Source organism: Neobacillus cucumis, assembly GCF_016908975.1.
GTDB classification, from domain to species: domain Bacteria; phylum Bacillota; class Bacilli; order Bacillales; family Cytobacillaceae; genus Neobacillus; species Neobacillus cucumis.
The window spans coordinates 203,636-216,939 of record NZ_JAFBEX010000008.1 but is presented as its reverse complement, the minus strand read 5'-3'; the positions used below and the strand labels follow the sequence as shown (position 1 = coordinate 216,939).

Here is a 13,304-nt window from a genome sequence, read left to right as displayed (position 1 = left end):
GGTGATATAAAATGTAAAAAGCACGCGATAAAATCGCATGCTTTTTTATGCTGATTGGTTAGTTTCTTTAAATTAAGATGACATCTTGACTTTCTTTTGTGTCGTTGTCCATTTTCCGCGGCTTGGACTTATGACCAAGTCATTATAGGCTAAGACATTTAAATCTCGTTGTATGGTTCGAGGAGTGATACCAAATTCCTCTACAAGTTCTTGCGTCGTAACAGTGCCGTTATTTCTGATAAACATGTAGATACATTTGATGCGGTTTAACATCCGGTTAGTTGAAGGTTTCAAAGAACCACTCCCTATCCTAATTTCAAACCTATGGCTTAATCCATCTACCGACAGCCTATTTGAAGAAGACTCTTCAAGAAATATGTAGTTTCTTTTCCGCGCAGACATCTCCTTTAATGGAATGTTACTGAGGATACACTTAGATGTCATACATCTAACCTTATTGTACCCATAAATTCAGAAAATTTCTACCAATATAGTAAAAAAGTCAAAAAATTCTTCGGTAATTAATGGAAAACCGCTTGTTTTCTCACCTCCTACATTATTTCATACTTTAGAATATGGGCGTAGGTCCTTGTTTTATGATAATTTATTTGAATTTTTAGTTAAAATAGAGAGATTTTCTGAAAAGACAAAAAGACGTGCTAAAGTGATCACGTCTTTTTGTCTACATAGTTTTAGCGTTTGTGAATAAGAGTTTAGTACTGAAACAAATCACTAGATAGATACCGTTCACCGGTATCACAAGCAATACAAACCACGACATCCTCTGGAGTGAAGCGTTTGGCTACCTCTAATGCAGCAAAGCAAGCAGCCCCTGACGAAGGACCAACCAAAATTCCTTCCTCTTTGGCTAATCTTCTTGTTATTTCATATGCGTTCTCATCTGAAATGGGATGAATTTCATCGTATACGTGTTGATTAAGAATGTCTGGAATAAACCCAGGACTTGTACCAACAAGTTTATGTTTACCAGGTTTTCCGCCAGATAATACTGGAGATCCCTTTGGTTCGACTACATGAACGGATAAATCTTGATAATACGCTTTTAGGGCTTCCCCCGTTCCAGTGATCGTACCACCGGTTCCGGCTGTGGCAACGAAAGCTGAGAGTGGTTTACCGATTTCCTTCATAGCCTCAAAAATTTCAAGGGCAGTAGATTGTCTATGAGCATCAGGATTTGCTTGATTTTCAAATTGCATCGGGATAAAACTATTAGGGATCACGCTAGCTAATTCAATTGCTTTCTCAATCGCACCGGGCATTTTTTTATCCCCTGGAGTGAGGACAACCTTTGCACCATATGCTGTTAGAAGACTAATTCGTTCCTTTGTCATGGTATCAGGCATCACGATAATAGCTTGATAACCTCTTGCGGCTGCGTTCATGGCAATGCCGATTCCTGTGTTGCCGCTTGTCGGTTCAATGATAGTGGAACCCTTTTGCAACTTGCCGCTTTTCTCTGCTTGAACAATCATATTATAGGCAGCCCTGTCCTTCACGCTTTTGCTTGGGTTAAAATATTCCAGTTTTAAATAAACGGAGGCCCCCTCTTTAGCTGCAAAGCGATTTAGTTTCACAAGCGGTGTTTCTCCAATCAATTCAGCAATATTGTTAACAACTCTCATTTGGGCTTTCCCTTCTAAACGTAATTTTAAGACTTTTAGAATTGTCCAGCTTCAGCGCCTAGGGGCTCAGAGGTCTACAGCCAATCCGTCAAGCAGGCTAAAGTGCAGCCTTCTCGCCGGCTCGTCTGTAGCCTTGCGCCCCTGGTCAAGGCGCTTCCGCTTTTCTATTATCATAAAGAAAATAATACACAATGTAAAAAATATCGCCTAATTACCGGTTTGATTGTAGGTACAATTGGGTCAAAATAGATTAAAATTAAAAAAAGGATTGTGATGATGAATGAATCAACAACCCCATTTTTTCTTCGCTGTAAGAATCCCTGAAGAAACAAAACGGATTATGAAGAATCATCTTGAAAAATTACAAGAAACACTTCCTTTCAGCCGGTGGGTGCATCCTATGGATTTACATATCACTTTAGCTTTTTTAGGAGCGGCAGAACCAGAGAAACTTAAGTTGGCTGAAACGTATGTTAAAGAGGCATTACATAGTGAAGAGTCATTTACATTAAAAATAAACAAACTAGGTTTTTTCGGGAAGGAAGATTCTCCCCGAGTCTTTTGGGCTGATACAGAGAATAGTGAAGAATTGATAAATAGTAGAAAAAAAGTATTTCAAGCATGTCTGAAGGCAGGATTTGTACTAGAAACTCGACCATTTAGGCCTCATATTACCTTAGCTAGGAAGTGGAAGGGAACGGGGGAATTTCAAACTGATTTATTAAATGTTTGGCATGGATTGCAGCCGGAACCATTACCTTTCCAAGCGAAAGATGTGGTAGTGTATCAAACACATCTCAACCAAACGCCAAAATATGAAGCAGTCACCATATTCCCATTGAAATCATAGAAGTTGGAATGTAAAGGTGGGTCATATGAAACAAATTTATTTTATCATTAATCCTAACGCTAGAAATGGTTACTGTTTAAATGTATGGAAAGAAGTAGAGTCAAAACTGAAGCTGGAGCAGATCCACTATCTAGCTTTTTTTACTGAATATCCTGGTCATGCTCAGTCCCTTGCCAAACAGATTGCCGAGAAAAATCAACAGGAAAAGCTCATAATTGCGGTAGGTGGAGACGGAACCCTTCATGAAGTGCTTAATGGGATTGCTCATGATCAAAAAATTCCTCTTGGATTTATACCTGGTGGTTCAGGAAATGACTTTTCTAGAGGGTTTCTTATTCCAATCGATCCAATAGAAGCTCTAAAAGTTATTCTGCGCTTGCAAAAGCAGCCAGGGCGTAAAATCGATATCGGTAAAGCGGTGATCAATGAAAAAAAGGAACATTATTTTATTAATAATCTCGGTGCAGGTTTTGATGCCATTATTTCTTATGAAGCAAACCAATCTCGAATAAAAGCATGGTTAAATAAATGGTCCTTAGGAAGGCTGGTTTATGTCTTTTTTCTATTAAAAACTGTATTTACCTATAAAACTGCAACATTTGATTTATCAATTGACGGGAATAAGCATATATTTGAACAAACATGGTTTGTAACTGTTTCCAACCAGCCGTTTTATGGCGGTGGAATGAAAATATCACCGGAAGCAGAGCCGGATGACGGTCTTTTTGATATTACAATTGTCCACCAATTACCAAGATGGAAGCTTTTAATGGTTTTCCTTAGTGTGTTTTGGGGAAGGCATATACATTTTAAGGAAGTAAAAACTTTTAGGGGGAAAAATATTACCATTCAATCATCGAGAACACAATATGTCCATGCAGACGGAGAACATATCGGATTTACCCCACTTTCGATTCACCTTCAAGCGAAAGCCTTAGAGGTGTTATCTAGAAGCCAAGGGAAGGAAGAAGCTGATTTGAAGGAGAGGGAATCGAATGAATTCTATTAACAGGAATTTTTTTGCTTACTTAGATGAAATGAACATCGTCACTATTCTTCTTCCCTATTCATATCATCATGGACTATCCTCATTGTTTTTCATGGCAGCAGATGCTGCAAAGACATCGTTAGAGATTTTAGATAAGACGGAGATTGAGGATTACAATAAATATATTTGTCAGTTTGAAGGGGAATTTTCCTTTGGAAAGCCCTATTGGATTTTTGATGAGCATGGTGGGAAAACGGAATTACAAATAGGGGCAGTCATCCGCACTGAACAATTTGATCAACAATTTTATTATGAAGGGGATGACCTAGGGGTAACCTTTCCTACTGGCCAAACCTGTTTTAAACTATGGGCACCCACCGCAACAGGGGTTAAGTTAAAATTGCGCTCCCCAGCTAATGGCTATTCAGAAATTATAAAAATGAAGCGCGAACATAATGGCGTTTGGTCCATATCTCTTAACCGTGATTTGGAGTATTATCAATACAGCTTTCTTGTACTGGTTAATCAAGAGTGGCGTGACGCGGTAGACCCATATGCTAAGGCTGTAACTCCCAATGGAGAGCAAGGGGTCATCGTGAAACTTGAAAAGACTGGCAGACCAAGACCAAACTTACCTCCATTCGAAAACCCAGTGGATGCCATTATTTATGAAACCCATATACGTGATTTTACGATTCATCAGGGAAGCGGTGTTAAGCATAAGGGGTTATATTTAGGGGCTGGGGAATTAAATACCAAGGGGAAGGATGGTGAACCGACAGGCTTAACCTATGTAAAAGATTTAGGAGTAACTCATCTGGAATTCCTCCCGTTTAATGATTTTGCCGGTGTGGATGAATTAAATCCATCAAAACAGTATAACTGGGGATACAATCCACTTCATTTTAACGCTCCAGAGGGAAGCTATGCAACCGACCCATCCAATCCATATTCCCGAATCAACGAGTTAAAAAAATTAATTGATCAAATTCACAGCATGGGGCTTCGAGTCATTATGGATGTCGTGTTTAATCATGTCTATATTCGTGAACAATCCTCTTTTGAAAAAATCGTTCCAGGCTATTACTTCCGTCATAATGAAATTGGTTTACCCTCAAACGGAACCGGAGTTGGGAATGATGTGGCTTCAGAACGAAGAATGGTACGGAAATTTATCCTTGATTCCGTCATGTTTTGGCTGGAGGAATACCATATTGATGGTTTTAGATTTGATTTGATGGGGATTCTAGATGTAACTACTATGAATGAAGTGAAAAAGACTTGTGACAGTCTTGCTGATGGAGTCCTGATTATTGGCGAAGGATGGAACCTGAATACCCCTTTACCTGCAGCACAAAAGGCAACCATTGCTAATCAAGCAAAGATTCCACAAATTGGACAGTTTAATGATAAATTTAGAGATACGATTAAAGGAAGCACTTTTAATTTGTTTGATAAAGGATATGCTTTAGGAAATGAGCATTTGGTTGATGCCGCAATGGAGGTTTTAACCGGCAGTATTGGCTTTACCAAAAAGGGAACTCGACTTTTTAATCAACCATCTCAATCCGTCAATTATGTAGAATGTCACGATAACCATACACTATGGGATAAACTTGAAGGCTGCTATTCAGACATGGGGCAATTGATTCGAGAAAAATACCATCGTCTTGCAACAGGAATCGTTCTGTTATCACAAGGGATCCCTTTTCTTCACAGTGGGCAGGAGTTTTTTCGAACAAAGCATGGTGATGGAAATAGCTATCGTTCATTAGATACTGTTAATCAGCTCGATTGGGAACGAAAAATGACCTTCAAGGCAAATGTAGAGTATATTCAAGGGCTGATTCAAATCCGTCAGAAGTTTAGTTGTTTTCGGATGCGCACCTCGGAAGAAATTCGTTCTCACACACAAGAACTGATCCTCCCCTCACCAATGATTGGATGTTTGTATCAATTTTCTGGTCAGGAAGTCATTCTTGTTATCAACCCTTCTTCTCAAACACAGCCGATGACGCTTCCTGAAGGGGAATGGGGGATTTTAGCAAACCACCAGTTTGCAGGATTAACGGCGAAAGAATTCAAAAAGGCACCCGAATATATCTTGGAACCAGTTTCTTTAAATGTTTTGCTAAAAAAATAGTTTTTCAAGATTACTTGACGAAAAAAGGGAATAGGAGATAAAATTTATTAAGATGGCTATTGTGTGCAATGGTTCAATAGCTTTTTTTTATTTATAAAAAAGTGCTTTTGTGATAATTGTGGTTACTAGACCTTCCGGCAACACAGGTTTTACCTCTTTTATTATTAGAGGAATAAGCCCATTAGAACGGCATAAATTGAAGGTGAGCAATTTTGGAACATTTACTAGGACAAGAGTGGGAGATTACTCCAGCTGGAGGCAAAACTGGAGAAGCCTTTTATGCAGAATACCAAGATCAAAGGCTATTTTTAAAGCGAAATTCCTCTCCATTCCTTGCAGTGTTATCAGCAGAAGGGATTGTCCCAAAGCTTGTATGGACAAAACGATTGGAAAACGGGGATGTAATAACAGCGCAGCAATGGCTACCTGGCCGGGAGTTAAATCCCTCAGAAATGAACCAAGAAAGTGTTGCAAGATTGCTTAAGAAAATCCACTGTTCTGAACCAATGCTTGGAATGTTAAGCCGAATAGAGAATTCGCCTGTAAACCCTGAGCCTATTTTACAGTCGGTTCTAAAGGAATTAGATAAAGAGGTACTCGCGTTACCTGAATCGCAAAAAGCGATACAATTCCTTAAAGAGGAAGCCTTAAATGTTAACTGTGATGAGAAAGTGGTTTGTCATGGAGATGTCAACCATAACAACTGGCTGCTTGCAGAAGACAACCAGTTGTATTTGATTGATTGGGATGGTGCGATGATTTCCGACCCAGCCATTGATTTAGGTTTACTGCTTTACTGGTACATCCCAGAAGAAAATTGGGAGGACTGGTTAAAGCTTTATGGTAAGGAGCTTACCGAAAATCTGAAACTAAGAATGAAATGGTATGTGACCATTCAAACACTTTCATCCATTCAATGGTATAAAAATAAAAACCGTTTTGAAGAAATGAATAAATGGATTGTTTTCTTGCGAAATATCCTCTAATTAAGAAAATTGGTTAATATCGTTGACCCATTGAGAAAGATTTTCTTGATTAGATTGAATATGCTGATCTAAATCTGTTGTTTGGGAACCATGTTGACTGTATTGATATACTTCCTGTAAGATATTTTTGACGTTTGTATCAATTTGGGTGTTAACCATAAGTGATTTCACTAAACGCTCTAATTGTTCACATTCTGAAACAGACCCACAGCAATCCGTTTGATGATTGTTTAGTATATCTTTTAACAGTGTAACTTGGTCACCATGACTTAATGGCATAAAAGCACATCCTTTCAAGTGGAAATAGAAAAAGGAATTCACAGTTAGGTTGTGGATTCTTTTTTTGTTTATGCGTAAACCTTATTTCCATTTAGTTTGACTTGCATGAAAAAGTATTGCATGGTATGTTTTGAAGGATAACGTTTTTTAGGAGTGTCAGAATGAGACTTAGACATAAACCTTGGGCAAAGGACAAACTAGAGCAGCATCCACAATTTGTAGTTGCCAACCCAGAAAGTTTTAAGGGAAAGTGGCATGAGGCTTTCGAAAAAGACCAGCCGCTGCATATTGAGGTAGGCACAGGAAAAGGTCAATTTGTAACGGGAATGGCTAAAGCCAATCCGGATATTAATTATATTGGAATTGAGCTTTACGACAGCGTCATTGTGGCTGCATTAGATCGACTAATTGAAGCTGATTTACCAAATCTTAAGCTGCTAAATGTAAATGCTGCCGAATTAGATAAGTACTTTACAAAAAATGACGTGGACCGCGTTTATTTGAATTTTTCCGATCCATGGCCAAAGTCCCGTCATGAAAAAAGAAGATTAACGTATAAGGATTTCTTGAGCCTTTATGAAAATATATTGGTCGATGGCGGGGAGATTCATTTTAAAACCGATAATCAGGGATTATTTGAGTACTCTCTCATGAGCTTTTCCGCTTATGGCTTATTATTGAAATATGTAAGTCTTGATTTTCATAAAAGTGAGTATGAAGGCAACGTCATGACCGAATATGAACAAAAATTTTCGGAACAAGGACACCGGATTTACCGATGTGAAGTAAAATATCAAAACTAAACGTATTATTGACAGTTTCCTTTATGGATGCTGTCTTTTTTATTTTATCCAAAATCTAGATAATGCTAATATAAATTAAAAGGGGGAGATGGAATGGAATCGTTAAATATCGGAAATGTTTCGCTTACATGGTTATCTGGTGGAGTTACCTATCTGGACGGCGGGGCTATGTTTGGAGTTGTCCCCAAAGGATTATGGTCCAAAAAATATCCGGCAAATGAGAAAAATCAAATTGAATGTCTAACAGACCCAATTTTCATTCAAATGAATGGGAAAAATATATTGGTGGAATCCGGTTTGGGAGCAGGTAAATTAACGGAAAAACAATTACGAAACTATGGGGTTACAAAAGAATCTGAGATAGTGAAATCATTAGAACAGCTGGAGCTAACACCTGAGGATATAGATTATGTTTTAATGACCCATTTGCATTTTGACCATGCCTGTGGACTAACCAAACTTGTAGATGGAAAGTATGCCTCAGTCTTTCCTAATGCCCAAATTATCACTTCCCAAGTGGAATGGGACGAAATGAGAAGACCCAATATTCGTTCGAAAAATACATATTGGAAGGAAAACTGGGAGGCAGTCGAAACACAGGTTATTCCCTTTAAAGAAAAATGGGAACTTGGAAACATAACCATGATTCATACCGGCGGGCATAGTGATGGACATTCGATTCTCCATATTGAGGATGGGGGAGAAGTGCTTATTCATATGGCCGACCTTATGCCCACACACGCTCATCAAAACGTGTTATGGGTCATGGCATATGACGACTACCCGATGACTTCCATTGCAGCTAAGCAAAAGTGGCTTAGCTTAGGGCTCGCGAAAAATGCTTGGTTTACCTTTTATCATGATGCATTTTACAGAGCGGTAAAATGGGATGCAGACGGTAAGCAAATCACTGCAACTATAAATAGACAACCGTAGAGAAGAAAAAGCCGTATCCTTATTTGGATGCGGCTGTTATATGGCCTAGCAAATAGGATTAGTACTCGTGCATAACTTTTTTTACTGGTATTGACACGTCCAGCTCCAGCGCTCAGCGACTAGTGTACTTATCCTATCTCCCTACGATAAGTCAACATCGAATCGTTGTCGCTCTCCGTGTTTCCTTTATCTCAGTCGATGGGCTCCAGTCCATACGTCGCTTAACGGGCGCTTACGCTTTTGTTCCTATACACTTTGTTCATTTGAAAAAGGGTTTACCTCTATTAATGTTCCGGTCTTAGCGTCGGCAATAAATTCAAATTGCTGGTTTATTCCTTGATTATTTCGCGAGATTCCACCCTTATACACATCATACGTCAAATGGTTTTTTACATAGGGCTCTGCCGTCATATGGATCCATGAGCCGCTAATAGGTCCGTGTTGTCTAAATTGTTTTTTTACCAGCCCCAACACCTTTTCAGGCGTTACTTTTGTGTTTTGGCTAAGGATTTCCTTGGTCAGATAACCACTAGCCATTCCAACCGCTGCACCTAAGAAAAAAGACTTCCAGTTCATATATCCACCTCCAAAGTGGGAAAAGATTGCTAAAAAGATCTTCTTTAAGTATATCGTATTTATAGTTAAGAATATAATATGACTGTATGAAATGAATGATTGGTAACAAAAGAAAATAATCGGTAAAATAAAACTGGAAAACGTCATCTGCATCTAGAATGTTAGAAGGGTTATGTGCTCTAAGGGAGCAGGAGTTAAAAAGTAATACATAAAGGAGTAAAAAAATGAATGAACAAACTTTAAAGCTTTTTCAAACATTAACAGAGCTGCCAGGGGCACCTGGGAATGAGCATTTAGTTAGAAATTTCATGAGAGAGCAGCTGGCCTTATATTCAGATGAAATTGTCCAGGATAAGTTGGGCAGTATCTTTGGTGTGAAGAAGGGCAATCCACAAGGACCTACCGTTATGGTTGCAGGGCATATGGATGAAGTGGGGTTTATGGTAACGGCCATTACTGAAAATGGTATGATTCGCTTTCAACCACTTGGCGGATGGTGGAGTCAAGTCCTTCTCGCCCAGCGTGTCCAAATTATCACTAAAACTGGTCCGGTTATTGGTGTGGTTGGCTCCATTCCACCGCATTTATTAGATGAATCAAAACGAAATAAACCAATGGAAATCAAGAATATGTTGATTGATATTGGCGCTGATGATCGTGCGGATGCTGAACGGATTGGTATTAAACCAGGTCAAGCGATTCTGCCGATTTGTCCATTTACACCGATGGCCAATGAAAAGAAGATTTTAGCGAAGGCTTGGGATAATCGCTATGGCTGCGGACTGGCTATTGAATTACTTCAGGAGCTTCAAGATGTTTCATTAGCTAATACCCTTTATTCAGGTGCTACCGTTCAAGAAGAAGTGGGGTTACGAGGCGCTCAAACAGCCGCAAACATGATTAAGCCAGATATCTTTTTTGCTCTTGATGCCAGCCCGGCCAATGATATGTCAGGGGATAAACAAGAATTTGGCCAATTAGGGAAAGGAACTTTGCTCCGCATCCTTGACCGTACCATGGTTACCCACCGTGGAATGCGGGAATTTGTCCTCGATATGGCGGAAACTCATCAAATTCCATATCAATATTTTGTTTCACAGGGAGGGACAGATGCAGGCCGTGTTCATTTAACGAATGAAGGTGTACCAAGTGCAGTGATAGGTATTTGTTCTCGTTACATTCATACACACGCTTCCATCATCCATATTGATGATTATGCTGCTGCTAAAGAATTATTGGTGAAGCTTGTGAAGGCATGTGACCAGTCAACGGTCGATGCCATTAAATCAAACAGCTAGACAATGAGGGCATCACTTTTGCCCTTTTTTTTATTGGACGATGTTAAAAATCTTTATGTAACATTGTTGATTGGAGCGGAAGGTGCGAGACTCCTGCGGGAGTACGGGGCAGGGGAGACCCCGCAGGAGCGTATGCGACGAGGAGGCACCCCGGCACGCCCGCGGAAAGCTCGCGCCTGGAGCGGAAAGCAACATCCAGGAGCAATTGGAAATGGAGTACAGAAAATGAAAAAAATAATTATCGGTTCAAAGAACCCGGCAAAAATTACGGCTGTACAAAATGGCTTTTCGACAGAAGCTTGTGAATTTATTTCTTTAGATATCCCCTCAGGTGTCAACAACCAGCCTTTTTCTGATGAAGAAACGATTCAAGGTGCGATTAATCGTGCGATAGGAGCACTGAATCAAGGAAATGGAGATATTGGGATTGGTCTCGAAGGCGGTGTACAGGAAACAAGCTTCGGTTTAGTTCTATGTAATTGGGGGGCACTTGCAACTCAAGGGATGGAACCTCTGATTGCTGGAGGAGCAAGATTCCTACTACCTGAAGAAGTGGCAGTAAGGCTGAGAGCAGGAGAGGAATTAGGACCTGTCATGGATGACTACGCTAAAAAGAAGAATGTTCGAAAACACGAAGGCGCGGTTGGGATTTTTACAAATGGTGTAGTCAATCGGGTTGATATGTTTACACATGTCACAAGCCTCTTAATTGGACAATTTAACTATTATGCCAACATGAAAGAATTATAAAATAGGAATAAGGGAATGATAGTTGAGCAAGTGGTGCATAAGCATAACATTGGACTGAACAAAAAGTATACTGATATGATTTGAAAGGAACATAACAAAAAAAGTTAAATATAAACGGAGGCGTTCAATTTGAAAAACCTAGAATCACTTGAACAATTTGAGCAGCTGCGTAATCAAGATAAAACCATCTTTATGTTTTCTGCACAATGGTGCGGAGATTGCCGCTTTATCGAACCAGTACTGCCAGAAATTGAAGAAAAGTTTAATGAATTTACCTTTATTCACGTCGATCGTGATCAATTTATTGATTTATGTCAGCAAGTAGACGTATATGGAATTCCAAGCTTTATTGCTTATGAAAATGGTAAAGAGCTTGGTCGCTTTGTTAGTAAGGACAGGAAAACACAAGAAGAAATAGAAGCATTTATTTCTGGTTTGAAGTAACCCGAAACTTCCCCCTTTCTCTTCTTTTGAGAGGGGGTTTTTTAGTGTAAAATATGAATGAGGTTTTAACCACGTGGAGGGCAGGGTATAACATGAAAATGGACAGCAGGCAGATGCGCCAGAAATTAGAGTCCCGTTTGGCAGGGGAAGATCGACTGATTTCGTATGACCGGGAAAAGGATCAGCTGCGAATTGAAAGTCAATCAACAGGCAAGGGAATCAGTATTGCAATCCCAGGAGTAATTGCCAAATGGCATGTAGAAAAAGATAAGGCGATTGATGAAATTGTTTATTATGTTCAAGAAGGTTTGCGTGCCATGGAGAATACGGTTGACTTAAAAGAACAGGTGAAAAAGATATTCCCTGTTATTCGGTCTGCTTCTTTTCCAGCAGAAGCGGAAGAAGGAGTTCCTTTTCTCACAGAAGACCATACGGCTGAAACCAAAATCTATTATGCGATTGATATGGGTAAAACCTACCGCTTGATTGATAAACGGATCATGGAAAAAGAAGGATGGAGTGCAAACCGCATTAAAGAAATGGCATTATTTAATGTTAGGTCCCTTGCCACTCCTCTAAAGGAAGATCAGGTGGCTGGAAATAGCTTTTATTTCTTGAACACGAATGACGGCTATGATGCGAGCAGAATCTTAAATAAGGGATTCCTTAATGAGATGGAGAAACAAATTACCGGAACCATGGTGCTGGCCGTTCCCCATCAGGATGTATTAATTATTGCTGATATTCGAAATGATCGGGGCTACGATGTGATTGCTCAAATGGCGATGAGCTTTTTTGCGAGTGGGAGGGTGCCGATTACCGCTTTATCCTTCCTATATGAAGATGGTGAATTAGAGCCCATTTTTATCTTAGGAAAAAATAAATAAGCCATAAAAGGGATCACATCTAGTGGTCTTTTTTCATGGTAACTTACCTATTGTATCCAATTCGAACATATTTCGACTCATTCTTAAGAATTGTGTCGATAAAATAGAAAAAGCTGTTAAAATAGAATGATAGATGAAAAGAAAGAGTGATAGTTTTGAGCTGGATCCAAAACTTTTTCCAAAAGTTAAGGAAAGAAGAGGATGATGAGAAAATCTCCGATTACATCCTCCATAGGGAACCTGAAAATCATATTTCCCAGAGTCCATTTGATAACCTAAAGGATTTGGATGCGAGAATATCGTATCAATATCCAAAGGGAGGAAGTACGACCCCGACACCAAGAACGACCAAATCAACTCAAAGGCAGGTAACGAACCGACCAAAAAAACCCGTTGATTCTAGTGGTAAAAGCAGATTAGAAGAAATTCCAAAGGTTACATCAGAATTGCCAAAGTTTACATCAAAGATTCCAAAGATTACATCAAAAATTCCAATTATACCTACTAACAACATAATGGAACCAAAACCACGGCAACGAGGACCCTTTCAACCCACTGAAATACCATCGCCTGTTTTTGGCTTTAACAGACCTCAAAAGACAACGACGACTGTGGAGCATGAATTAAGCCACTTTTTTCAAGGTCAACTTGATACCGACGTGGATAAAGGACTGGACTCAAGTGTCAATCAAACAATTGTTCAAAACCAAAACAAAACGAA

General features: G+C 39.4%; 14 protein-coding genes. 10 read left to right on the top strand and 4 right to left on the bottom strand.

Annotation, left to right across the window (positions count from 1 at the left end; translation table 11 throughout):
* Positions 1–72 precede the first annotated feature (72 nt).
* Both JOC76_RS12800 and cysK read right to left on the bottom strand, forming a co-directional pair.
* Complete coding sequence (locus JOC76_RS12800; protein ID WP_007086548.1) at positions 73–294, bottom strand: DeoR family transcriptional regulator; 222 nt, start codon at positions 292–294, stop codon at positions 73–75.
* Between the two features lie 419 nt (positions 295–713).
* Positions 714–1,643: a cysteine synthase A gene (gene cysK, locus JOC76_RS12795; protein ID WP_205178113.1), complete on the bottom strand. Its 930-nt coding sequence runs from the start codon at positions 1,641–1,643 to the stop codon at positions 714–716.
* A gap of 280 nt (positions 1,644–1,923) precedes the next feature.
* Between cysK and thpR the strand changes: the two genes are divergently transcribed.
* From thpR to JOC76_RS12775, 4 genes are all read left to right on the top strand, one after another.
* Complete coding sequence (gene thpR, locus JOC76_RS12790) at positions 1,924–2,493, top strand: RNA 2',3'-cyclic phosphodiesterase (protein ID WP_205178111.1); 570 nt, start codon at positions 1,924–1,926, stop codon at positions 2,491–2,493.
* Positions 2,494–2,518: 25 nt separating this feature from the next.
* Positions 2,519–3,502 (top strand): diacylglycerol/lipid kinase family protein, encoded by a 984-nt coding sequence (locus JOC76_RS12785; RefSeq protein ID WP_205178109.1) that lies wholly within the window; start codon positions 2,519–2,521, stop codon positions 3,500–3,502.
* The gene (gene pulA / locus JOC76_RS12780) at positions 3,489–5,624 is read left to right on the top strand and encodes a type I pullulanase (RefSeq protein ID WP_205178107.1); all 2,136 of its coding nucleotides are present in this window, start codon (positions 3,489–3,491) and stop codon (positions 5,622–5,624) included. The genes JOC76_RS12785 and pulA overlap by 14 nt, the downstream gene beginning before the upstream one ends.
* Positions 5,625–5,836: 212 nt before the next feature.
* Positions 5,837–6,610 carry a phosphotransferase family protein gene (locus JOC76_RS12775; protein ID WP_205178105.1) on the top strand — a complete coding sequence of 258 codons (774 nt, stop codon included), beginning with the start codon at positions 5,837–5,839 and terminating at the stop codon, positions 6,608–6,610.
* Here the strand turns inward: JOC76_RS12775 and JOC76_RS12770 are convergent, their stop codons facing one another.
* Positions 6,611–6,889, bottom strand: a complete 279-nt coding sequence (locus JOC76_RS12770) for a YtzH-like family protein (RefSeq protein ID WP_205178104.1) — start codon at positions 6,887–6,889, stop codon at positions 6,611–6,613.
* Positions 6,890–7,050: 161 nt separating this feature from the next.
* On the opposite strand from JOC76_RS12770, the gene trmB reads away from it, so the two are divergent.
* Both trmB and JOC76_RS12760 read left to right on the top strand, forming a co-directional pair.
* The gene (trmB, locus tag JOC76_RS12765; protein ID WP_205178102.1) at positions 7,051–7,692 is read left to right on the top strand and encodes a tRNA (guanosine(46)-N7)-methyltransferase TrmB; all 642 of its coding nucleotides are present in this window, start codon (positions 7,051–7,053) and stop codon (positions 7,690–7,692) included.
* Between the two features lie 93 nt (positions 7,693–7,785).
* On the top strand, positions 7,786–8,628 hold the full coding sequence (locus JOC76_RS12760; RefSeq protein ID WP_205178100.1) for a YtnP family quorum-quenching lactonase: 843 nt from the start codon (positions 7,786–7,788) through the stop codon (positions 8,626–8,628).
* 246 nt (positions 8,629–8,874) lie between these two features.
* On the opposite strand, the gene JOC76_RS12755 is transcribed toward JOC76_RS12760, so the two are convergent.
* A complete protein-coding gene (locus JOC76_RS12755; RefSeq protein ID WP_205178099.1) occupies positions 8,875–9,204 on the bottom strand; it encodes a hypothetical protein in 330 nt (109 codons plus the stop codon).
* A gap of 224 nt (positions 9,205–9,428) precedes the next feature.
* On the opposite strand from JOC76_RS12755, the gene JOC76_RS12750 reads away from it, so the two are divergent.
* The 4 genes from JOC76_RS12750 to JOC76_RS12735 all read left to right on the top strand — a co-directional run bounded on the left by JOC76_RS12750 (position 9,429) and on the right by JOC76_RS12735 (position 12,583).
* A complete protein-coding gene (locus JOC76_RS12750) occupies positions 9,429–10,502 on the top strand; it encodes a M42 family metallopeptidase (protein WP_205178097.1) in 1,074 nt (357 codons plus the stop codon).
* Between the two features lie 225 nt (positions 10,503–10,727).
* Positions 10,728–11,252, top strand: a complete 525-nt coding sequence (locus tag JOC76_RS12745; RefSeq protein ID WP_205178226.1) for a DUF84 family protein — start codon at positions 10,728–10,730, stop codon at positions 11,250–11,252.
* A gap of 129 nt (positions 11,253–11,381) precedes the next feature.
* The gene (locus JOC76_RS12740) at positions 11,382–11,696 is read left to right on the top strand and encodes a thioredoxin family protein (RefSeq protein ID WP_205178095.1); all 315 of its coding nucleotides are present in this window, start codon (positions 11,382–11,384) and stop codon (positions 11,694–11,696) included.
* 98 nt (positions 11,697–11,794) lie between these two features.
* Positions 11,795–12,583: a DUF1444 domain-containing protein gene (locus JOC76_RS12735; protein ID WP_205178224.1), complete on the top strand. Its 789-nt coding sequence runs from the start codon at positions 11,795–11,797 to the stop codon at positions 12,581–12,583.
* The last annotated feature ends 721 nt before the right edge of the window (positions 12,584–13,304 follow it).

Excerpts from the sequence above, each read along its gene's own strand:
- JOC76_RS12785 (WP_205178109.1), top strand. The coding sequence starts at position 2,519 with ATGAAACAAATTTATTTTATCATTAATCCTAACGCTAGAAATGGTTAC.
- JOC76_RS12735 (WP_205178224.1), top strand. The coding sequence starts at position 11,795 with ATGGACAGCAGGCAGATGCGCCAGAAATTAGAGTCCCGTTTGGCAGGG.
- pulA (WP_205178107.1), top strand. The coding sequence starts at position 3,489 with ATGAATTCTATTAACAGGAATTTTTTTGCTTACTTAGATGAAATGAAC.
- JOC76_RS12755 (WP_205178099.1), bottom strand. The coding sequence starts at position 9,204 with ATGAACTGGAAGTCTTTTTTCTTAGGTGCAGCGGTTGGAATGGCTAGT.
- thpR (WP_205178111.1), top strand. The coding sequence starts at position 1,924 with ATGAATCAACAACCCCATTTTTTCTTCGCTGTAAGAATCCCTGAAGAA.
- JOC76_RS12770 (WP_205178104.1), bottom strand. The coding sequence starts at position 6,889 with ATGCCATTAAGTCATGGTGACCAAGTTACACTGTTAAAAGATATACTA.
- cysK (WP_205178113.1), bottom strand. The coding sequence starts at position 1,643 with ATGAGAGTTGTTAACAATATTGCTGAATTGATTGGAGAAACACCGCTT.
- JOC76_RS12760 (WP_205178100.1), top strand. The coding sequence starts at position 7,786 with ATGGAATCGTTAAATATCGGAAATGTTTCGCTTACATGGTTATCTGGT.
- trmB (WP_205178102.1), top strand. The coding sequence starts at position 7,051 with ATGAGACTTAGACATAAACCTTGGGCAAAGGACAAACTAGAGCAGCAT.
- JOC76_RS12750 (WP_205178097.1), top strand. The coding sequence starts at position 9,429 with ATGAATGAACAAACTTTAAAGCTTTTTCAAACATTAACAGAGCTGCCA.
- JOC76_RS12745 (WP_205178226.1), top strand. The coding sequence starts at position 10,728 with ATGAAAAAAATAATTATCGGTTCAAAGAACCCGGCAAAAATTACGGCT.